Raw genomic sequence first — 20,636 nt, 5'->3', positions numbered from 1 at the left:
GCCCTGGTCGGTGCCGCTGGCCGACACGCCGAGCGGGTGCCGAACGCCCTGCTGGCCAGTGGCGTACAGTCGGCATCGGCGCGGCCCTTACGGTGAGATGACCGGGGTGCGCAGCGGCGCCGCGAAGGACGTCGGGCGGCTCCGACGCCGGATGGTCGTCGGGAGGGGGCAACGAGGACATGGCTGGCAACGGTGACCGTGCCGAGACCTGGACGTCGGAGCTCCGCGAACAGCAGAACGCCCTCGGTTCGGACCTGGGCCCGGCCGACCCGGCCGCCTACACGATGCGCAAGCCCATCCCCGAGCCGATGCCCACCGATCGGCACGGCCCGGCCCGGATCATCGCGATGGCCAACCAGAAGGGCGGCGTCGGCAAGACCACCACGACCATCAACCTCGGCGCCGCGCTCGCCGAGTACGGCCGCAAGGTGCTGCTTGTCGACTTCGACCCGCAGGGCGCCCTCTCGGTCGGGCTGGGGGTCAACCCGCACAACCTCGACCTCTCGGTCTACAACCTGCTGATGCAGGACGACGTGACCGCCGAGGACGTGCTGATCAAGACCGACGTGGCCGGGCTGCACCTGCTGCCGGCCAACATCGACCTCTCCGCGGCCGAGATCCAACTGGTCAACGAGGTCGCTCGCGAGATGGCCCTGGCCCGGGTGCTCAAGAGCATCCGCAAGGAGTACGACTACGTCCTGATCGACTGCCAGCCGTCGCTCGGCCTGCTGGCGATCAACGCGTTGACCGTCGCGCACGGCGTCCTCATCCCGCTGGAGTGCGAGTTCTTCAGCCTGCGCGGTGTGGCGCTGCTGCTGGACACCATCGACAAGGTGCGCGAGCGGCTCAACTTCGACCTGGAACTCGAAGGCATCCTCGCCACCATGTACGACAGCCGCACCACCCACTGCCGCCAGGTCCTCCAGCGGGTGGTGGAGGCGTTCGGCGACAAGGTCTACCAGACGGTGATCACCAAGACGGTGAAGTTCCCCGAGTCCACCGTCGCCGGTGCCCCGATCACCACCCTCGACCCGGCCTCCTCCGGCGCCCGCAACTATCGCCAGCTCGCCCGCGAGGTGATCGCCGCGCAGGCGGAGCGGTAGGCTCCGCAATCCCGTGGCCAGACCGTGGACTACGGTCGTCGGCGTGACCGCGCCGCCCCTCGACCCCGCCGCCGCGGACGACCCGACCCGAGCGGTCGATCCCGGCGCGGCCGACGACACCCCCGCCCGGCGGGCGAGCAGCACCGCACCGCTGACCACCGGTAGCGATGCAGGCCCGGATCGCCCGGTTGGCGCGGACACCGCTGGTCCGGTGGGTGGGGATGCTGCTGACGGCGACGGCGCTGGCGTGGTCGGTGGGGATGCTGCTGCTGGCGCTGGTCTGGTCGGTGGGGATGCTGCTGCCGGCGACGGCGCTGGCAAGTTCACGGTGCGGCTGGCCAACTTCACCGGCCCGTTCGACCTGCTGCTGCAACTGATCGGCAAGCACAAGCTGGACGTCACCGAGGTCGCCCTGCACCAGGTCACCGACGAGTTCATCGCCTACATCCGGGCGATGGGCGACGACTGGGACCTCGACGAGGCGAGCGAGTTCCTGCTCATCGCCGCCACCCTGCTCGACCTGAAGGCGGCTCGGCTGCTGCCCGCCGCCGAGGTGGAGGACCCGGAGGACCTCGCCCTGTTGGAGGCCCGGGACCTGCTCTTCGCCCGGCTGCTCCAGTACAAGGCGTACAAGGAGGCGGCGGCGCACATCGCCGCGCTGGAAGAGGTCGGGGGACGCCGCTACCCGCGCGCGGTGACCCTGGAACCCCGCTACGCCGAGGCACTACCGGACCTCGTGCTCGGCATCGGTGCGCAGCGGCTGCTGGAACTGGCCGTGAAGGCGATGACCCCGAAGCCCGTGCCCGAGGTCTCCATCGCCCACGTGCACATGGTCCGGGTCAGCGTCCGCGAACACGCCGCCATCATCGCCGAACGGTTGCGCCGGGCCGGCACGGCCACCTTCACGTTGCTCTGCGCCGACTGCGAGGCCACCCTGGAGGTGGTGGCCCGGTTCCTCGCCCTGCTGGAGCTGTACCGGCAGGGCGTGGTGGCCTTCGTGCAGGAGCAGGCGTTGGAGGAACTGACCGTACGCTGGACCGGTCCCGCCGACGGCGGTCCGGCCCTCAACATCGACGAGTACGCCGGCGCAGCCGCCGAGACGGACGGTGACCCGGCCCCGGCCGGTGACCCGCGTGATGGGCCGGCGACGGACGATGATCCCGCCCCGGCTGCTGGCCCGGGTGATGAGCCGACGACGGACGGTGATCCCGCCCCGGCTGCTGGCCCGCGTGATGAGCCGACGACGGACGCTGCGGCAACGACTGAGGAGTCAGCCGGATGAGCAACGAGGAACGCCGGGACTCGCTGGCCGACCAGGCAGCCACCTGGGTCCCGCCCTGGCAGCGCCCCGCACCCGACGACGCCGTAGATCTTGGTACCCAATCGCCCCCGCAGGGGCCGTCCCGTACCAAGATCTCCGAGGCCCCAGTCGCGGACGACGCGGCGGGGGGAGGGGCCGGTGGTGGCGGAGCCGATGGCGCCGAGGTCGGTGGTGTTGAGGCTGGTGGTGGCGAAGCTGGTGGTGCCAAGGTCGGTGGTGGCGGAGACGGCGGTGTTGAGGTCGTCGGTGCCGAGGCCGATGGTGTTGAGGCCGGTGGTGTTGAGGCCGGTGGTGTTGAGGTCGGCGGTGTTGAGGTCGGCGGTGCCGGTGGTGCCGAGGTCGATGGTGTTGAGGTCGGTGGTGGCGAAGCTGGTGGTGGCGAAGCTGGTGGTGGCGAAGCCGGTGGGGAGCAGGGTGGGGGGGCGGGGCGGAAACAGCGGACCGGGCGGGGGCGGGCGGTGCCCCCGCCGGCGCCGGTGCTCGACGACGCGGAACTGCGTGGCGCGTTGGAGGCGATCCTGCTGGTGGTGGACGAGCCGGTCAGCGAACTGACCCTGGCCCAGGTGTTGGAGCAGCCCGCCGAACGGATCGGCCCGATGCTGGACCAGATCGCCGCCGGCTACACCTCCGCCGGCCACGGTTTCGAGCTGCGCCGGGCGGCTGGCGGCTGGCGGCTGTACACCCGGCCGGAATACGCCAGCTACGTGGAACGGTTCGTGCTGGACGGGCAGTCGGTCCGGCTGACCCAGGCCGCGCTGGAGACGCTGGCCGTGGTCGCGTACAAGCAGCCGGTGACCCGTTCTCGGATTTCCGCCATCCGCGGTGTCAACTGCGACGGGGTGATCCGTACCCTGGTCTCCCGGGGGCTGGTCGAAGAGTGCGGCACCGAGTCCGACAGCGGGGCGTATCTGTACCGGACGAGCATCATGTTCCTGGAGAAGCTCGGCCTCAACAGCCTCGACGACCTGCCGCCACTGGCCCCGTTCCTCCCCGACGACGTAGAAGAGCTTGCCGATGCCACGCGATAACCGCACCCCCTCCTCCGACGCGCCCGTCTACACCGGCCCGGAACGCCTGCAGAAGGTGCTCGCCGCTGCCGGTGTCGGCTCCCGGCGCGCCTGCGAGGACCTGATCTTCCGGCGGCGGGTGACGGTCAACGGGCGGGTGGCGCAACTCGGCGACAAGGTCGACCCGGCCACCGCGGTCATCCACGTCGACGGCCAGCGGCTACAGGCCGACAACCGGCTGGTGTACCTGGCGATGAACAAGCCGCGCGGGGTGGTTTCCACCATGGCCGACGAAAAGGGACGTACCGCGCTGGCCGACTTTCTCGGCAACCGGGTCGAGCAGCGGGTCTACCACGTCGGGCGGCTCGACGCGGACAGCGAGGGCCTGCTGCTGCTCACCAACGACGGCACCCTGGCGCATCGGCTGATGCACCCCTCCTACGGGGTGCAGAAGACGTACCTGTGCGAGGTGGCCGGGCCGATCCCCCGCAACCTCGGCAAGCGGCTGGCCGCCGGCATCGAGCTGGAGGACGGCCCGGTGACCGTCGACGGGTTCCGGGTGGTGGACAGTCTGGGACGTACCGCCCAGGTCGAGCTGAGCCTGCACGAAGGGCGCAAACACATCGTACGGCGGCTACTCGCCGAGGTCGGGCACCCGGTGAGCCGGCTGGTGCGTACCGCCATCGGGCCGATCCGGCTGGGCGACCTGCGCGCCGGGCGGACCCGGCGGCTGACCAACGCGGAGGTCGCCGGCCTTTTCAAGGCCGTGGGTGACTGACCGCGCGGTCGCGGGTACGGCTGAGGGTAGGCTCGCGGACGGCCCGGCGGGCCGTGCTGTTCGACGCCGGGCATCATTGGACAAGTGTGGGCAACCGCTCGCGTCCGCCGACGACGGCGGATCGTGAGGTACGGGCTGAGGAGGACAACGGTGGGAGAAAACGTACCGGCCGGGCGCTGCGTGGTCGCTGTGGACGGGCCGTCCGGTTCGGGTAAGTCCACCGTTTCCCGGCGGCTCGCGACCAGCCTGGACGCCCGCTACCTGGACACCGGCGCGATGTACCGGGCCATCACCTGGGCCGTGCTGCGCTCCGGCGTCGACCTGAACGACGCGCACGCGGTGGCCAAGGTCGCCGGCGAGGTCGACCTGCGCATCGGCACCGACCCGGCCGGGTACGGCGTGACCGCTGACGGGACGAACATCGAGGCCGAAATCCGGGGCGCCGAGGTGACCGCCGCCGTTTCCGCGGTGGCCGCCGTGCCCGCGGTGCGGGCGCTGCTGGTGGCCCGACAGCGCGACATGATCGCCAAGGCCGGCCGGATCGTGGTCGAGGGCCGCGACATCGGTCAGGTGGTGGCCCCGGACGCCGACCTGAAGGTCTACCTGACCGCCTCGGCGGCAGCGCGGGCCGCCCGGCGCAGCGCCGAGAACGCCTCCGACGTCACCGCCACCGCCGCCGACCTCGCCCGTCGTGACCAGCTGGACTCGACCCGCAAGGCCGACCCGCTCGCCCAGGCGGCCGACGCCGTGGTGCTGGACACCACCGAACTGGGCATCGACGAGGTCGTGGCGCGGCTGCGTGAGCTACTCGCCGATCGGTCAGTGGCGTGAGCAACGACGACGGTTGGGTGGAACTGCGGGAACCGGACGTCGACACCGAGGAACCGGCCGGCCCGCAGCCGGTGGTCGCCGTGGTCGGCCGCCCCAACGTCGGCAAGTCCACACTGGTCAACCGAATCATCGGTCGCCGTCAGGCGGTGGTCGAGGACGTACCCGGGGTGACCCGCGACCGGATCCCGTACGACGCGCAATGGTCCGGTCGGGCCTTCACCGTGGTCGACACCGGCGGTTGGGAACCCGACGCCAAGGACCGGGCGGCAGCCATCGCCGCGCAGGCCGAAGCGGCCGTGGCCACCGCCGACGTGGTGCTGTTCGTGGTCGACGCGACGGTGGGCTCCACCGACGTCGACGAGGCGGCGGTGAAGATGCTGCGCCGCAGCGCCAAGCCGGTGATCCTGGTGGCCAACAAGGCCGACAACACCAACGTCGAGTTGGAGGCAACCTCGCTGTGGTCGCTCGGCCTCGGCGAACCGCACCCGGTGTCGGCGCTGCACGGGCGCGGCTCCGGTGACCTGCTCGACGCCATCCTGAACGCGCTGCCCGAGGCCCCGAAGGTGGTCGAGTACCGCCCGCGCGGACCACGTCGGGTGGCGCTGGTGGGTCGGCCCAACGTCGGCAAGTCGAGCCTGCTCAACCGCTTCTCCGGCGAGGAGCGGGCGGTCGTCGACTCGGTCGCCGGCACCACCGTCGACCCGGTGGACAGCCTCGCCTCCATCGGCGGCGAGACGTGGCACCTGGTGGACACCGCCGGCCTACGCAAGCGGGTCGGCAAGGCCAGCGGGACCGAGTACTACGCCAGCCTCCGTACCGCCTCGGCCATCGAGGCGGCCGAGGTCGCGGTGGTGCTGCTCGACTCCAGCGAGCCGATCAGCGAACAGGACCAGCGGATCCTGTCCATGGTCACCGAGGCCGGCCGGGCACTGGTGATCGCCTTCAACAAGTGGGACCTGGTCGACGCCGACCGCCGGTACTACCTGGACAAGGAGATCGAGCGGGAACTGCGCCGCATCCCGTGGGCGATCCGGCTGAACCTGTCGGCGAAGACCGGCCGGGCGGTGGACAAGCTGGCCGCCGCCCTGCACCGGGCGCTGGACAGCTGGGAGACGCGGATTCCCACCGCGCAGCTCAACGCCTGGCTCACCGCGCTGGTCCAGGCCACCCCGCACCCGGTACGTGGGGGACGGGCACCCCGGATCCTGTTCGCCACCCAAGCGGGCGTGGCACCGCCACGGTTCGTACTCTTCACCACCGGCCCACTGGACGCCGGCTACCAACGCTTCGTCGAGCGCAAGCTGCGCGAGGAGTTCGGCTTCGAGGGCAGCCCCATCGAGATCTCGGTACGCCCCCGCAAGAAGCTCGGCCCCGGCGGCCGAGGCAAAGCACACGGCTGATCCGTACGAAGGCCCGGGTGAGGGACTCGCCCCCACCCGGGCCTTCCTACACCCCATCTTCCTAGGACGCCTTAGCGGTAGTGACCTTGGTGGTGGGGTGGGGGCTGTGCGGCGGATGGGAGATGCTGCGCTAAGCTGTACCGGCTGTCGCAGGGAACGTCCGGCGATAGCATCGGGACGTGGCGCAGTTTGGTAGCGCACTTGACTGGGGGTCAAGGGGTCGTCGGTTCGAATCCGGCCGTCCCGACAGAGTTTTAGCAGGTCAGGGCCTTGATTCACTTCGGTGAGTCAGGGCTTTTTGCTGTTCCGTCTCACAATTCATCACGTACGGGCGTACTGCTGGATTCTGGGCCTCGGAGTTACCCGAATAGCCCTGTTTCGAGGTGCTCGGCTGCCGTCTTGAGGTGGCTGCTGTCGGGGTGGACGTAGATCCGCTTGGCGAGGGCGCCGCCGTCTGCGTGTCCGGCCCAGGCTGCGAGAACGACGTCGGGTACTCCGACGGTGGCGAGGTAGGTCAGGCAGGCGTGCCGGGCGTCGTACGGGCGGACCTTGCGGACCCCGACCTTGGTCATCAAGTCGTACACCCGGCGGCGGAACCAGTCGGTGCGCTGCGGCTCGCCGATTTCGTCGACCAGGACGTAACCGCTGTCTACGTACGCCCTGCCGGCCTTCAGGCGTTCCTTCTTCTGCCTGGTGTGGAACGCTTTCAGCGACTTCGCCGCTGTTGCTGGCATCGGCAGGCCGCGTTTGCCGGCCGCTGACTTGGCCCCTTTCTCCTCGATCTCGCCCTCGACGAGGGTGCGGGTGTTGTCGCCAGCTGCGATCGTGCCTGCCTCGAAGTCGACGTCGGACCAGCGCAGCCCGCACACCTCGGCCGGTCGCAGGCCCATCATCGACAGCAGGCAGACCGCATAGAGGCGTTCGCCCGTGATGCCAGTCAGGAAGATCTTCACCTCTTCCTGGGTCCACGGCTTCCGGGCGGCCCGTGCGTCAAGGGCAGCCTTGGCTGCCGCCCGGGGGATGGTGACAAAGGTTGCAACGTTGCGCACCACGAGTTGGCGCCGTACCGCGACGTTGAGTGCGGTCCTGAGCCGACCGAGAGTCAGGCGTGCCGAGCGGACGCCCAGCCCCGTACCGGGCTTGCCGCCGCGCCGCCTTCCCTCCGTCAGCATCCAGTCGACCAGGGCTTCGATGTCCTCTTCGGTGACCTCCTGGAGCAGCTTCTCGCCGAGGCGCGCACGGACCGGCAGGAGTGCGTGTCGATAGTTCGCAGCGGTGGCCTTTTCCACATCGCGCGTGGCTGATTTCAGCCATTCATCGAGGAACTGGTCGACCGTGATCTTGTCCGGCCGCACGAAGGTGCCGCGGTCGGTCTCGTGCTTGATCCGGGCGAACTCTGCCTTGGCCTCCTTCTTGGTGTCGAAGGTGTAGGTCCGCTGGTCTCGACGTCCGTCTGCCTTCCGTCCGACGTCAATGACGAACCGGTAACGAGTTCTTCCGTTCTTGAGCGTGATCTTTTTGATTGGGTCCGACTGGCTCACGTTGCTCTGCTCCTTCACAGATGAGGGGCCAGGAGTTGATGCTGCTTAGGTTCCAGATCTAGGTACCTAATATAGGTACCTAGATCTGGTTCTGTGGCATCGGGATGGCGCCAGTGGTTGGCGATTGGGAATGTGGGACCCTCGACCCGTGATGCGACCGTTCGGTCCGCTGGGTGAGGAGTTGAGGTATGCCGCGACAGCGTCCTGTCGCCGATGACCTGCCACCGTTGCCTGCTCGGGAGAGGAGGGATCAACAGGTCAAGATCAGGCTGACGCCGTCTGAGGTGGAGAGGCTAAGCCAGTTGCGTCCCGACCTCACACCGTCCGGAATTGTCGCCTTGCTCGTTGACGACGTTGTTGCCGGGCGTCATCGGCCGGCATGGGCTGCCGCCGCGTCCGACGCGACTGTTGGCGGCCAGCCTAGGTAGTCGCCGTAGTTGCCTGTCCGTCCGGGTCTGAGAGTCCGTCGGCGTCCTGCGGTCGTTCGATGCCGGCGAGTCTGAGCAGGTCCGCCGTGCGTACGCGGTACGAGGTCCCGATGCGCAGGACCGGGCACGGAAACGCTTTCCGCCGTGCCAACTCGTACGCTTTCGTCCGGCCGAGGCCAACCGCGCGAGCGGCGGTTGCCAGATCGACCATCGCGGGTAGCTGCAGCAGCTGATCCTGGCTGAGTGCACTGGTGATCACTGGCCTGGTCCTTTGCTGAGGGGCAGACGCCTGTGACGTCCGGCTGGAGAGACACCGTCTGGTATGCCTCGACACAACCTTCGGGCTGCGGGGTTTCCTGCCGCGCTACCGCTACGGGTAGCGGATCGGTCCCGGGCGGCGATGACGCGACTGTGGGGTGACCCACCTCGACGAACAGGACCAGCAGAACTCGCGTCGAGACCCGAATGGCTGGTTAGAGGACGTGCCCCTTGGTGTGGTCTCGTTCGAAGACAACTGGCGCTGGCGCGGCGGCGAACCGGGGCGCCAGCGGGTCGGCAGCGGTGTTCGACGCGAACATCCGGAGGCGTGCTGCGGCCAGTCGGGCTGCTTTCGCCTGATGGAGGCTGTTCTGAGCCTCGCGGAACTCGGCGAGATTGTTCGCGATCATTGACATGCGCAGGACCAACTGCAGGGCTGCGGCGGTGTCGTCGTTGCTCGTGAGCCGGCCCACCGCTGCGATGAGTCGGGACATGGCCCGAAGATGGCCCGCCTCCGAGTGGAGATGCCTGGGACGGCGTTGGCGTGGTTCCCGGGCTGCTCGATCGAAGGCTTCCGAAGCCTCGGTGAGGGGGCCGCTTCTACGGCCTTCGAACGCGCGCACCGTGGATGCGAGAAGGTCGGCGGCGGCCTCGGCGAGGGACGCGATGTCCTCCTCGCCGCTCGCCGGACTCGCCGCATCGAAATAGCTGGCGCTGATGGTCGCAGATGCTGTTGCCCGGCGGAAGGCGTTTGTTCGGTGTCGGACGCCGGAACGTCCGATGCGCTGACTGCCGTCGGGTGGCGTTGCGCCGGGACCTGCAGTCCAGCGTTGGCGGAGCCGGGGGAGGGTGAGGTCCGGGGCGAGTCGGCCGCCGCCGTACCAGACGGTGTCGCCGGCGTCCGTGTGATGGTCGGGCAGTCCTACTGCGTAGCCGGTGACCTCGTCCGGGTTGATCGTGCTGTGACGGAGCCGCACAAGGACACCTGCCGCCTGGAGCCGATTGACGAAGTCGTCTTCATCGGTGGCTGTGGCTGCAGCTGCGCGTACCTCGCGGCGGAGCCGGTCGCGGGCAATTTCTGGTCTGCCCTGCCGGCGGGACTTGTTCTGTTCCGCAGCGGTGGGCCTGCGGTGGCTGGTGTGGTCGACCGGACCGACCTGGTATAGGCCGTAGCGTTGTTCGAGGTCGCGGGCGGCGGCTTGCGCCTTGAGGCGTTCGTTCCAGGCCCAGGCGGTTTCGCCGTCCTGTCGGACGAGCGTGGCCACGATATGGATGTGGTCGTCGGCGTGGCGTACGGCCACCCATCGCACGGCGTCCGAGTCGCCGTGCGGGGCGATGCCGACGGCGGCGACGATCTCGGCGGCGATGTGCGCCCATTGGCTGTCGCTGAGGATCCGGTCGGTGATGTGGTTGCGGACGGAGGCGTGCCAGACGAACTTCAGGGGCGGGTTCCTGCCGGCACGTACGGGCTGTTCGAGCAGGCGGGCTAGGGCACGGATGTCGTGGCGCCCGGAGGCGTGGGTCGGGGGTTCCAGCGAGGGTAGCTGGTTGGGGCCGGACCACGCGGCGACGAGGTGGGGATTGACGTGTTCCTCGGCCTTCCCCGGGCCGAACAGGTAGCGGAGCAGGCCGCCTGCGTTCGTGCCGCGGGGATGGATGGCGGGGATCAGCGCAGCCGCCGGTCGATGTCGGCCACAAGGGCGTCGAGCCTGTCGAGCGCCTGCTCACACCGTCTGACGGCGCGGTCGAGCCAGACCGGCGCCTCGCCGGTGGCGTTGAGTGCTGCGGTGGCTTGGTTGAGGTTGGTGCCGGTCCGCGTGATGGCGGTCCGGGCAGCGAAGAGTTCTCGTTGCATGGCGGCGAGTTCTGCTCGGGTGACGCCGGTTCCGGCGATCAGGGTGCCGGGGGCGGTGGTGCTCCTGGCGGCGGCCAACGAGGCGTCGGCGCAGAAGCCGGTCGGGGTCAGCCCGGCGCGGTTCGCGGCGGTCACGACGTCGCTGTGCTCGGCTTCGTCGAGTCGGAGGTTGATCCGTTGCCGGCGGCCGGGGAACTGGTGACGCCGGTCGGCGCCACGTGGGCTGGGCGTGTCGCCGGTCGCTGTTCGCGTACGGGTGTCCACTGTCGTCGCCTCCGTTTCGCACGTTCCTGCGTCCGAACGTGCGGCGGCGGGGTTATCGGCCACGCTACGGGCAGCGGCTCGGCATGAGTCCGCTTCCGGTTCCGCTCGGCCGTTACGGTGGAAGCAAGAGCCCGCGACCGGAAGCGAACGTGCCGGCCCTGCCGGCTGCGGAAGCGGAACCAGTCGGGACCGCTTCGGTGCGAGGCGTGGCAACTCGCCCTCGAAGGCGGAAGCACGCGCGAGTGTCGGCGTGGCCGCTGTTGGCGCGCGACGTGATGGCGTTGCCTTGTCCACTGACCCCGCTGGGTCAGTGCTCGTACCGGATGCCGGATGTGCCGACCGCGCTCGGTCGGCACATCCGGTGACCGGTACTACAACTTGCTGGCACCAGCTCCTGTTCGATCAGATGCGAATACGCGATCGTGGGTGTCCTGTCCACGCGAAGGTGGCCGAGTCCAGCTTTAGCTGGCGGATGACCTTGCGGTCTCCGCGTCCACCTCGGGTCAGGTGCCCGGTTGGGGTCCGGTGGCCGGACATCCCCGCCGGAATCGGCGGGTTCCCTCCTCTCCGCGGCGAGACTGGTGAGGTCTGCTTACGAGCTAAGCAGGGCGGCCTCCATGATCAGCACTCCGGTCGCCGCTATGGCGGTTAGGGAGTGGACGAGTAATTCGGTCGGTGTCTCGTCGTGCTTGAACACGTGCTCCAGTGCCAGCACGATCGTGGTGATGGCAGCTAACGGGCCAATCGCAACGACGCTGATGAGAACAACCTCGTATAAGTTCTCGCCTGAGTTGTGGAAACCCATTGCCACGACCCGGGGTGCGGCGTAGATCGCCATGAACCCGAGGACGATTGTGAGCACGCCGCTGCGCATCGCAGCATCGACGGAAACGGGTGGCTTCGCGGTTCCTTCGTGGCTCCCGGACCGCTGGCGTCCTTGTGACACCTGGATCACTGCCCCCACGCTCTGCACCAGTGCCGCAACGATCACCAACCACTGCACCCAGACCGTGTCCGGCGACACCCCCAACCTCCCCGGTGACCGATGTCCCGCCTTCGATTCGATGTCGACATTCTCGTACATCGCGTCACTGTCCTGGAATCCGCCAAGTTGAGTTGGACGATTCGCTGTGCGAGCGTCCGGATCTACATGGCGGGGCGCAGGTCAGCATCGGGACGTCCGCCATCCCGTCGCGGACAGGACAGTTGGTGTCGCGTCCGCGCGAACCTTGCGAGTGTTCGAGTAACCCTGCGAGCCGTCCGGCTGACGTTGCGAGCAACGCCAAGACCAGGCCCGGCCCGATCAGTCAGGGAAGTTGGGCTCGTCCCCCAGATAGCTGAACCGACGGCGTTCGCGGCGGCCGACCCCACGCGCGGCGCGCTGATGCTGGGACTACTGATGGAGGCGCTTTCAGTCGATCGGTAGACGACCCGGTCCCCGTCGATCGTTCCGGCATAACGCCCGCTCGGGTCGTAGATCTTGCCACCGCTGATGCGACCGACATACTTGCCGGAGCGGGAGTACACGCTATCGCCGGAGACCTGCAACGGCCGGCCGTTCTTGGTGTAAAGGCTGCTCATGGGTTGCCATTCCACCAGGCAGCTACGACACTTCCTGCCCGACCGGGGCCGCCCACGCTGGCTCGGCCGGGAATCCGCAAGGTAGGTCCGGACAACTGGACCGGCCGGCGTCCGGACCTACCTTGCGGGCCGCTGGTCAACGACTTGATCATCCGAAGCTTTCGAACGGACGCGACAACAGCGTTGACTCGAATCACCGATAGGGCGGTGAGCAGCCGTCATTTGGATCTTGGACCGCGCTCTTGGGCAGCTCGGTTGTCGGCCCAGAAGACAGTGGCCGACGCAGCCCTCTCGCTCACCGTTTGCAGGTCAAGTGGATCAGATGGACTGCCATTTCCGAGGCTAATGCGGTATCATTACAAATGGAAGGAGCCCCTTCCGGACAAGACTCAGACCTTTGCTGGAGGTTCATGTGCCCCGTGGATCTTTGACTCCCGAGGAGCGCTTCAACGTCATCCGCCCGGTCCTGGTCGACGCTCGGCACAAGATCACGACGGCCATCGAGGTCGTGCACCCGGCTGCTGCCGAGTGCCTTCCGATGCCCGAACTGGTCGTGCCGGACGTCGACGGCTTCGCCGCCGCCTCCCGTGCGCTGAATGCCAACCTCTTCACCGCCAACGGCGGAAGGGCTGCGGCCTGGGTCAATGCCCGGTCCGCATGCGCGCACGACCCGAAGGCTGCTATGGCGGTCTACGAACTCTGCTACTCCTGGTACCAGCTCATCAACGCCGGTCGCTCGCGCATCGGAGTCGATGCCCGGCTGGACCAACCACATCGAAGCGCTGTTGGAGATGCTCCCGGACGTATCGCTCAGTTGTGCGGCGGATCGGCCGGCGTCGAGCAGGGGGAACTCCGCCTGCCTCCGATCGAGGAAAGGAAAAGCGCGTGTCTGATCAACTAAACGTTGTCGACGCTGGTGCCGACAACGGAGCCGCCGGGATGCCGGCCGCGGGCGATCGCGTGATTTCGTGGTATGACGACGACCCGGTGGAGTACGGCGGCGGCGATGGCGACGGCCGCTGGACCACCCTGACCTTCGCGTGGCTCGCCGGCGGTCTGCCGGTTCGCAGGTGCGAGCCGGAGCGCGTCGCGCCCGCTGACACTCCGATTCCGGACAAGTACGTACGGGTCTCGGTCGTCAAGCGCACCCGAGCGGAGATGCCCTACGGGGAGCCCGGGGTCTGGCAGCTAACGCTGCCGGGTGGCGGTGTTCCCACCTGGCATCGCACCAAGCGGGACGCCACGGCGACCGGCCTGCGCCGCCTGGCGATCCTCGACTGGCACCGTGCGCGAGCTGCGGCTGCGACCGCCTCCGGCGGGGCTGTCTCGGATTAGCCCTGAAAATTTAGTGCGGCATCATTACAGGTGCCGAGTTGGGTAGATGACGACCTGCCGTCGCGTCCGGCGTGACGAGGAGAAGCCACGGGCACCCGACTGCTCGGACCCGTGGCTCTCCTGCCGGAGAACCACCTCGGCCGGACTCGCACCGAGCCTGACTCTTCGACGTGGCCCTCGGGTGTCGCTACCACCCGGCGCACGTCGTCATCGACAACCCGCCAGACAGAAGGAAGTCCCGTGACTGCCGAAGGAAAGAAGACCACGACCCGCTTGACGCGGGGCGATCGGATCCTCATCACCGATGACGCGACCAAGGCATCGACCCGTAACCCGGGCACCTGGCACCCGAGCCGGGTCAAGACCGGCGCGACCGCTGCGACGGTCCTCGACAAGCAGGCCCTTGCCGGCCGGCGCACCCGTTACAACGTCGTCACCGACACCGGCACGGTCCTGGACCTGTCCGGCGGACAGACGTTCCTGCTCGCCCCGCCGACCCGCTCGGCTGACCCGGCTGAGGTGGCAGCGGAGGCCATGACCAATGGCGAACGGCCCGGCGGTGCGCAGTGACCGGCCAGCAGCCGGCCGACGCCGGGAACCGGGGCATCGTGCCGGCAGAGAACGCGATGCCCAGCCGGCAGACCGTGACCTACATCATCCTGACCATGCTGCGCCCCGACTCCGGCCTCATCATCGGAGGCGTGCGGGCGGTCGCCCAGGCGGCGATTTACCGGCTTCTGGGTGGTCCCGGCAGCCGTGACGCGCTGGTCGCCGCCTACATCCGCGTAGCCGACGTGCTGGTGCCGGTTGACGTGGAGGCCACCGAGCTACCCGCCGCTGTCGATGGGCGGACCCAGTACCGGATTCGTACCTGGCTGGGACAGCAACTGATTAGTCAGTGCGAGCTAGAGACTCCGCTGCACCGGAAGTAGCGGTGTCGGCCCGCGCGGTCTTGCGTCGCGCGGGCCGACACCGGGGCTCAAGGCCGCTACAACCCGAGCCCGACGTACCGCCAGACGGTCCGCACGGGCCAGCGTAGCCGCTGCGGTTACCCGTAGCGACGCTCGTCGCCATCCCACCCCTTCGTCTCAAACGCCGCCGACGCGGTGGGCCAGCCGGGCCCGCTGCCGTCGCCGTCGCTGCTGCCCGCACATCCCTAGGAAGGACCTTCACCGTGACGCTCTCTGCTCCCACGACGGCCACGACCACGGCGGCTGCCGTCGAAGAGGAGCAGTTCGAGGATGAACTGCTTCGTGTCGACCCCGCGACCCTGGTCGTCGGCGCCAACGTTCGCTTGGACCCCAGGCTGCGCAAGTCCTACGTGGATAACGTCCGCACTCGTGGCGTCCTGGAGCCGGTTGTCGCATACCGCGACGACGACAGCCGCCTGGTGGTGCTGTTCGGGCAACGCCGGACTCTCGCGGCCGTGCAAGCCAAGCGCCCGTGGGTGCGGGTGATGGTCGTTCCGAAGCCGGACGAAGCCGATCGGCTGACCGACCAGGTCAACGAGAACGATCACCGAGAGCCCCTCACCGTCGCTGAGCGCGTGACTGCGTTCGAGCAACTCGCCCTGTGTGGTGTCCCGGCCGGGGAGATCGCCAAGCGGATGTCCACGAGCCGGCCCGTGGTCGACAAGGCGCTCACTGTGGCCCGCAGTAAGCTCGCTCGCGGCGCGACGCAACGGTGGGAGTTTCTGAGCATCGACCAGGCTGCGGTGGTCGCGGAGTTCGAGGACGACGCGGAGGCGGTCAAGCGGCTCGTGGTCGCCGCCCAGCGCGGCGGGTTCGACCACGAGGCGCAGAAGTTGCGGGACGCCCGCGCGGAGGCGGCGGCGAAGGCCGAAGCTGCCGCTGCCCTCACCGCTGCCGGGATCACCGTGGTTGACCGGCCGTCGTGGAACGACGAGAAGGCCAAGCGGCTGTCGGAGCTGAAGCACGGCGAGGACCAACTCACCGAGGACAACCACGCCTCTTGCCCGGGGCACGCTGCCTTTCTCGACGACGAATGGGTCTACCCGGAGGAGGACGAGGGGATCAGGGACGACGGGGACGATCCGTGGGGCGACGACACCCCGGCCGAGGTAGACGAGGACGCACAGGAGCCGGAACCCGTGTCGCCGTACCGCGCCTGGCTGCCTGAGTACGTGTGCACCGACTTCGCCACCCACGGACACGCGCTGCGCTGGCGGGGGCACGACTCCGGCAGCGGGCGCAAGACCGTCGCGGAGATGACCGACGTCGAACGGGAAGAGGCCCGCGCCCAGCGTCGGGATGTGATCCAGTCCAACAAGGCGTGGGACAGCGCCGAGACGGTACGCCGGAACTGGCTGCGTACGTTCCTCGCTCGCAAGGCCGCGCCGAAGACGGCCGCCGGCTTCATCGCCGGCAGCCTCGCCCGTGCCGACCACGCCGTGACGTCGGCGCTGACCGGCGGCAACGGGCTGGCCCATGACCTGCTCGGGCTGCCGGACCAGGCTCCCACGCTTGGCCGGCGAGCCCCGGCGATGGTCGAACTCGTCGGGAAGGCCAGCGACGAGCGCGCCCAGATGATCGCGCTCGGCCTGCTACTCGCCGCGTACGAGGAGGCGACGAGCCGCAACTCATGGCGCAGCGTCAGCGACAGCACCACCCGCTACCTGCGCTACCTCGAAGCCAACGGCTACGAACTGGCCACGGTCGAACTGCGGGCATGCGGTGAGTCACCGCTGCCAGCCACCGACACCAACTCCGCCACCCCCGCTGCCGCCGAGGCGTAGCCGACGCGTTCCTCCGGCCGCCACCGGACGGCGGCCGGAGGAACGGCGACCAGCAGCGCGCCATTGGCGCACAGGTCGACCTGCCCAGGGCGGCGACCCGCCCGCTCACACCCTCGAACAGATCAACGGGGGCACACCATGCTTGAACAACTCTCCCTGTTCGACCCTGCCTTCTGCCAGCGGTGGCGGGGCGGAAACCACACCTGGCGGCCGGTGCGCGAGGGCGGCTTCGACCAGCGCCGCTACCGGCTGGCACCGGTACCGGAGGCTGCGGCCCGCCGATTCGTCGCCGAGCACCACTACAGCAAGAGTTTTCCCGCCGCCCGGATGTCCTTCGGGCTGCTCGAAGGCGACCATCTGGTCGGGGCGGTCGTGCTCGGCGTGCCGATGCACCCCGCCGTGCTGACCAAGCCGTTCCCCACCCTCGGACCCGGCCGGGCTGCCGAGATCAGCCGCCTTGTCCTGCTCGATGAGGTGCCGTCCAATGCGGAGAGCTGGGTCCTCGGCCAACTGTTCCGGCTCGCCGCCGAGCAGGGCATTCGCGGGCTCGTTGCCTTCTCCGACCCGATGCCCCGGATCCTGGGCGGGGCAGTCCTCATGCCCGGCCACGTCGGGCACGTGTACCGCGTGACTCGCGGAAAGTACCTGGGCCGGGGGACCGCCAGGACCGTCACGATCCTGCCGAACGGCACGGTACTGACAGCCAGAGCGGTGCAGAAGGTGCGCGCCGGAGAACGCGGGGCAGCGGGCGTCCGGGCGAGGCTCATGGCGCTGGGCGCCCGACCTCTGCCGGAGATGGTGGCCGAGTACGCGCGGGCCGGGGCGGACCTGACCCCCGGCGAGTGGCTGGAACTCGCGCTCGCCCAGATCGGCGCTCGGCGGGTCCGTCATCGTGGCTGCCACCGCTTCGTCTGGCCGGTGGGGGATAAGGGCTGGCGCAGGCGCTGCCCGATTGGCCTGGTCGAGCTGCCGTATCCGCTCGCGACGGACCCGGCGGTGACCCTGTGACCCCGCTGCGCACCGCGGCTGACCTGCTGCGCACCCTGGAGCGTGGCTGCTACACCCTGCCCGAGCTGTACCGGCTGGCCGAGCAGGCGGGCCTGGCCGACCGGGCGGACGGCCGCCGGATCATCCAGGACGGTCAGGCCCGGTACAAGCGGCGGCTGCGCTCGGCGTTGCACGCCTTCAAGCGGCAGGGTCGCGCCCGGCCGGCGGGTGCCGGGAAAGCCGCCTGGCTGATTGAGGGTTCGACCACCCGGCCGCGCCGGGCGCTGCTGATCTGGCTGCCCGCCGACCCGTCGCACGTCGAGCTGGTGCTCGGCGCGGCAGCCAGCGTGTTGCGTGAGGCGGACGAGCCGATCGACCTGATCGTCGCCGACCCGCCGTGGGCGCTCGGGCGAGGCGAGCACCGCTCTGCCTACCGGCGCACGTACGGCCGGAACCATGACCAGGTGATGCCGGGATACGTGGACGTTGACCCGGCCGGGTACGCCGCGTTCACCTCGGAGTGGATCGGGGCGGCCAGCGCGGCGCTTCGCCCCGGCGGCTACCTCGCCGTGGTCACCGGCGCTCAGCAGGCAGCGCGGGTCCAGGTGACGGCCGAAGACGCCGGGCTCACCTACGTCAACTCGATCGCCGTCGCGCGCCGCTTCGGGCTTTACACCCGGCGCCGCTTCGTCCACCAACACCATCGGGTGACGCTGCTGTGCAAGGGATCGCTCACCGATCCCGCCCGGGTGTTCCACCTGCCGCCGGAGATGCCCCGAGGCCGTACCGGGCAGATCTACGCCACGGACCTGTGGACCGACATCCCCGAGCAGCGCCGCCGGAGCCTCCTGCGCTACGACAACTCGCTGCACCCGGCGCTGGTGTCTCGGGTGATACGGGCCGCCACCGACCTCGGCCATCTGGTCGCGGATCCGTTTCTTGGCTCGGGCACCACCGCCATCGCCGCGCTCCAGGACGGGCGACGCTTCTACGGCGGGGACCTGAACGTGGAGAGCTTGCGCTTCACCATGGGACGCATCCTCGCTGAGGTCGTGCCCGTCATCCGGCCCGAGACCGAGCAGCTCACGCTCTTCGACGCGCTGGCCGGAGCGCCGGCATGACCGTCGACACGGTCCGCCGCGTCACCGTTCCAGCCTCCGGCGTCTCCCCGCGACGGGCTGCGAAACTGCTGGCGTTCCTGCGGAAGCAGAACCTGGCGCAGTGGCCCCCACCGCCACCAACGGCGCAGGAGCGTCGCGCCCGCTGGGACGCGCACGTGGCCCGGTTCGGCCTCGGCCCCGAACGCGTGGACACGCCCTGGGGGCCGGTCACTCCCTGGACCATCAGCGAGTTCCATCCAGACCCTGCGCGCCGGACCACCTTCTACCTCGGGGTGGGGCATCCCCATCGGCTGAACGACTCACCCGTGCCGCTGTTTCTCTCGGCGACCACACTGGCCCGCTACCGGCGGCGCGGCGACGACTTCCCGGTGCGGATGAACGGGGCACCGTGGGCCGGCGACTCCGGCGCCTACGCCGCGCTGATCCTGCGCGCCGACCCGGAGGGACATCCCTGGTTCGCGCACCCGGACGAGTACGCGGCGATGTGGACCCGCTTCCAGGAGGACGTGGGACCGCCCGATGTCATCGGCATCCAGGACTGGCCCTGCGAACCGCAGTGCCTGCGCCGCACCGGAGCGACCGTGCGGGAGCATCAGGAAGCGACCCTGGCCAACTACCTCTACCTGGCCGAACAGTTCCCCCACGTCCCGTGGCTGCCGACGTTGCAGGGATGGCATCCGTGGGAATACGTCGAGCACCACCGCATGTACCAGGCCGCGGGGGTGGACCTGGCCGGCATGCGCGTCGGCGTCGGCAGCCTGTGCCGGCGCGGCTCCCAGCGTGAGGTTGCCCGCGTCCTGGGCACCCTCGCGCCGCTCGGCATGCGGATGCACGGATTCGGCGTGAGCATCAACGCGCTACGGCTCGTCGGCCCGCTGCTGGCCAGTTCCGACAGCCAAGCCTGGTCGGCCACCGCCCGAAGGGAACGCATCCGCCTGCCAGGCTGCACGCACCTGAGCCGTCCGGACCCGCTGACTGGCTCCCGCGTACCCACCGACTGCCGCAACTGCTTTCGCTACGCCCTGGCCTACCGGGAGGAGGTGATGGACGCCCTCCGGTACGCCGCCCGCGCTATGCCCACGCCGTCCACACCGCTGGTCGACCTGCCGCCGGGCCCGCCCCTGACGTCGCTGGGCGGCCGGCGTAGAACATCGCCCCGACGCTCCCGGTCTCGGGCTCCGTATCCTGACCAGCTCACGCTTTTCGATGATCCGGGCGGCAACACCAACTGAGTGAGGTATCATTACAAGCCTCGCCGGGTGGTGCTGCCGGTGCCCGACGTCAAGTCCTTGGGGGACCTCATGACAACGCCCGTAACAAGCCACCTCGACGGTGCCGGTCGCCTCGGCGGTTGGCCAGGTGACCCGCTCGCTGCCGCCGACGTCGGTGAGGTGTGGCTGCACCTGCCGACCGGGTCCGCCGGCCTGATCGGCATCCGTCGCCACCACGACAACGGGCCGGTCCCGGCCCGCGGGTTCAGGTTGCTGGAGGCGACCACGCCGGTGCCGTTGCCGGCCGGGCACCCCTTCGCCGAGCGGACGACGGCCGAAGTGGAGGCCGTGTTGCACGCGGAGGGCTGGCGCGTCATCAGCCGCGCCGACGCCGCCACCCGGCTTCGCGCCGCCGGGTACCGGCTCGGCACCCGCCACACCGCCGGGCACCTGCTCTACGCCGACGACGCCGACGACACCACCTGGCGGGAGCACTGCTCCGGCTACTGCGTCAAGGCGTTCACCGCGCCGATCCACCCCCCGCCCGGCCAGCCGCCCGCGCGCTGAGCGGCGTCAACCGGCGCGTGTGCTCCGGGCGACCCGTCGGCCCGTGTCGGGAGGGAAAGCCGAGCACCGTACACCAGGCGCGTTACCCGTAGCGCTGCCGATAACCCGTAGCTCTCACGATGAGCCGGATGATCACCCACCGCTGGTGCCCTATCCGGTCCGCAAACGCAGGCGGCCCCGGTCGGTGGAGGCAACCCACCGGCCGGGACCTTGATCGGACAACGGAGGTCCGACTGATGACAGACCTTACGGCTTTGACACGGCCGTTCCCTCGACCCCCGGCGCACCGGGTG

Annotated in this window: 20 protein-coding genes and 1 tRNA gene; 16 read left to right on the top strand and 5 right to left on the bottom strand. The window is 69.4% G+C overall.

The annotated features are described in order from the left end of the window. Positions 1–179 precede the first annotated feature (179 nt). From E0H26_RS27070 to E0H26_RS27040, 7 genes are all read left to right on the top strand, one after another. Positions 180–1,103 carry a ParA family protein gene (locus tag E0H26_RS27070; protein WP_131308834.1) on the top strand — a complete coding sequence of 308 codons (924 nt, stop codon included), beginning with the start codon at positions 180–182 and terminating at the stop codon, positions 1,101–1,103. 247 nt (positions 1,104–1,350) lie between these two features. Then, positions 1,351–2,385, top strand: a complete 1,035-nt coding sequence (locus E0H26_RS27065) for a segregation and condensation protein A (RefSeq protein WP_420812902.1) — start codon at positions 1,351–1,353, stop codon at positions 2,383–2,385. Continuing rightward, positions 2,382–3,452: an SMC-Scp complex subunit ScpB gene (gene scpB, locus E0H26_RS27060; RefSeq protein WP_131308831.1), complete on the top strand. Its 1,071-nt coding sequence runs from the start codon at positions 2,382–2,384 to the stop codon at positions 3,450–3,452. Before E0H26_RS27065 ends, scpB begins: the two co-directional genes overlap by 4 nt. Further along, on the top strand, positions 3,439–4,209 hold the full coding sequence (locus tag E0H26_RS27055) for a pseudouridine synthase (protein WP_131308828.1): 771 nt from the start codon (positions 3,439–3,441) through the stop codon (positions 4,207–4,209). Before scpB ends, E0H26_RS27055 begins: the two co-directional genes overlap by 14 nt. 150 nt (positions 4,210–4,359) lie before the next feature. After that, a complete protein-coding gene (gene cmk / locus E0H26_RS27050; protein ID WP_131308825.1) occupies positions 4,360–5,040 on the top strand; it encodes a (d)CMP kinase in 681 nt (226 codons plus the stop codon). Beyond that, positions 5,037–6,440: a ribosome biogenesis GTPase Der gene (gene der / locus E0H26_RS27045; protein WP_131308822.1), complete on the top strand. Its 1,404-nt coding sequence runs from the start codon at positions 5,037–5,039 to the stop codon at positions 6,438–6,440. The genes cmk and der overlap by 4 nt, the downstream gene beginning before the upstream one ends. Positions 6,441–6,613: 173 nt before the next feature. Continuing rightward, positions 6,614–6,687: transfer RNA gene (locus E0H26_RS27040), tRNA-Pro, on the top strand. 112 nt (positions 6,688–6,799) lie between these two features. Here E0H26_RS27040 and E0H26_RS27035 read toward each other — a convergent pair. The 5 genes from E0H26_RS27035 to E0H26_RS30670 all read right to left on the bottom strand — a co-directional run bounded on the left by E0H26_RS27035 (position 6,800) and on the right by E0H26_RS30670 (position 12,367). Then, on the bottom strand, positions 6,800–7,981 hold the full coding sequence (locus tag E0H26_RS27035; protein WP_131308819.1) for a tyrosine-type recombinase/integrase: 1,182 nt from the start codon (positions 7,979–7,981) through the stop codon (positions 6,800–6,802). 901 nt (positions 7,982–8,882) lie between these two features. Then, positions 8,883–10,061, bottom strand: a complete 1,179-nt coding sequence (locus E0H26_RS27025) for a relaxase/mobilization nuclease domain-containing protein (RefSeq protein ID WP_131308816.1) — start codon at positions 10,059–10,061, stop codon at positions 8,883–8,885. A gap of 272 nt (positions 10,062–10,333) precedes the next feature. Then, the gene (locus E0H26_RS27020) at positions 10,334–10,786 is read right to left on the bottom strand and encodes a hypothetical protein (RefSeq protein WP_131308813.1); all 453 of its coding nucleotides are present in this window, start codon (positions 10,784–10,786) and stop codon (positions 10,334–10,336) included. Positions 10,787–11,378: 592 nt separating this feature from the next. Further along, on the bottom strand, positions 11,379–11,870 hold the full coding sequence (locus tag E0H26_RS27015; RefSeq protein ID WP_131308810.1) for a hypothetical protein: 492 nt from the start codon (positions 11,868–11,870) through the stop codon (positions 11,379–11,381). A 62-nt stretch (positions 11,871–11,932) separates the two neighbouring features. Next, positions 11,933–12,367 carry a 4-fold beta flower protein gene (locus tag E0H26_RS30670; RefSeq protein ID WP_420812900.1) on the bottom strand — a complete coding sequence of 145 codons (435 nt, stop codon included), beginning with the start codon at positions 12,365–12,367 and terminating at the stop codon, positions 11,933–11,935. Between the two features lie 427 nt (positions 12,368–12,794). Here E0H26_RS30670 and E0H26_RS30180 point away from each other — a divergent pair, with 427 nt between their 5' ends. The 9 genes from E0H26_RS30180 to E0H26_RS26970 all read left to right on the top strand — a co-directional run bounded on the left by E0H26_RS30180 (position 12,795) and on the right by E0H26_RS26970 (position 20,343). Continuing rightward, positions 12,795–13,268, top strand: a complete 474-nt coding sequence (locus E0H26_RS30180) for a hypothetical protein (RefSeq protein WP_240742411.1) — start codon at positions 12,795–12,797, stop codon at positions 13,266–13,268. A 38-nt stretch (positions 13,269–13,306) separates the two neighbouring features. Then, positions 13,307–13,702: a hypothetical protein gene (locus E0H26_RS30175; RefSeq protein WP_240742410.1), complete on the top strand. Its 396-nt coding sequence runs from the start codon at positions 13,307–13,309 to the stop codon at positions 13,700–13,702. A gap of 240 nt (positions 13,703–13,942) precedes the next feature. Continuing rightward, positions 13,943–14,272, top strand: a complete 330-nt coding sequence (locus E0H26_RS27000; protein ID WP_131308807.1) for a hypothetical protein — start codon at positions 13,943–13,945, stop codon at positions 14,270–14,272. Then, positions 14,269–14,634, top strand: a complete 366-nt coding sequence (locus tag E0H26_RS26995; protein ID WP_131308804.1) for a hypothetical protein — start codon at positions 14,269–14,271, stop codon at positions 14,632–14,634. The genes E0H26_RS27000 and E0H26_RS26995 overlap by 4 nt, the downstream gene beginning before the upstream one ends. Positions 14,635–14,876: 242 nt before the next feature. Continuing rightward, on the top strand, positions 14,877–16,457 hold the full coding sequence (locus E0H26_RS26990; protein WP_131308800.1) for a ParB/RepB/Spo0J family partition protein: 1,581 nt from the start codon (positions 14,877–14,879) through the stop codon (positions 16,455–16,457). Between the two features lie 138 nt (positions 16,458–16,595). Further along, complete coding sequence (locus tag E0H26_RS26985; protein WP_131308798.1) at positions 16,596–17,465, top strand: Mom family adenine methylcarbamoylation protein; 870 nt, start codon at positions 16,596–16,598, stop codon at positions 17,463–17,465. Next, the gene (locus E0H26_RS26980; RefSeq protein ID WP_131308795.1) at positions 17,462–18,565 is read left to right on the top strand and encodes a DNA-methyltransferase; all 1,104 of its coding nucleotides are present in this window, start codon (positions 17,462–17,464) and stop codon (positions 18,563–18,565) included. The genes E0H26_RS26985 and E0H26_RS26980 overlap by 4 nt, the downstream gene beginning before the upstream one ends. Continuing rightward, positions 18,562–19,797: a deazapurine DNA modification protein DpdA family protein gene (locus tag E0H26_RS26975; protein ID WP_131308792.1), complete on the top strand. Its 1,236-nt coding sequence runs from the start codon at positions 18,562–18,564 to the stop codon at positions 19,795–19,797. Before E0H26_RS26980 ends, E0H26_RS26975 begins: the two co-directional genes overlap by 4 nt. 69 nt (positions 19,798–19,866) lie before the next feature. Continuing rightward, positions 19,867–20,343: a hypothetical protein gene (locus tag E0H26_RS26970; protein ID WP_131308789.1), complete on the top strand. Its 477-nt coding sequence runs from the start codon at positions 19,867–19,869 to the stop codon at positions 20,341–20,343. Positions 20,344–20,636 lie beyond the last annotated feature (293 nt).

It is taken from the genome of Micromonospora zingiberis (assembly GCF_004331455.1).
Lineage (GTDB): Bacteria > Actinomycetota > Actinomycetes > Mycobacteriales > Micromonosporaceae > Micromonospora > Micromonospora zingiberis.
Note: the sequence above shows the minus strand (reverse complement) of the source record. Positions and strands in the feature narration are given on the sequence as shown.

Bases quoted from the DNA above. Each gene is read 5' to 3' on its own strand.
- E0H26_RS27070 (WP_131308834.1), top strand. From the start codon at position 180: ATGGCTGGCAACGGTGACCGTGCCGAGACCTGGACGTCGGAGCTCCGC.
- scpB (WP_131308831.1), top strand. From the start codon at position 2,382: ATGAGCAACGAGGAACGCCGGGACTCGCTGGCCGACCAGGCAGCCACC.
- E0H26_RS27055 (WP_131308828.1), top strand. From the start codon at position 3,439: ATGCCACGCGATAACCGCACCCCCTCCTCCGACGCGCCCGTCTACACC.
- E0H26_RS27015 (WP_131308810.1), bottom strand. From the start codon at position 11,870: ATGTACGAGAATGTCGACATCGAATCGAAGGCGGGACATCGGTCACCG.
- E0H26_RS30670 (WP_420812900.1), bottom strand. From the start codon at position 12,367: ATGAGCAGCCTTTACACCAAGAACGGCCGGCCGTTGCAGGTCTCCGGC.
- E0H26_RS30175 (WP_240742410.1), top strand. From the start codon at position 13,307: ATGCCGGCCGCGGGCGATCGCGTGATTTCGTGGTATGACGACGACCCG.
- E0H26_RS26985 (WP_131308798.1), top strand. From the start codon at position 16,596: ATGCTTGAACAACTCTCCCTGTTCGACCCTGCCTTCTGCCAGCGGTGG.
- E0H26_RS26975 (WP_131308792.1), top strand. From the start codon at position 18,562: ATGACCGTCGACACGGTCCGCCGCGTCACCGTTCCAGCCTCCGGCGTC.
- E0H26_RS26970 (WP_131308789.1), top strand. From the start codon at position 19,867: ATGACAACGCCCGTAACAAGCCACCTCGACGGTGCCGGTCGCCTCGGC.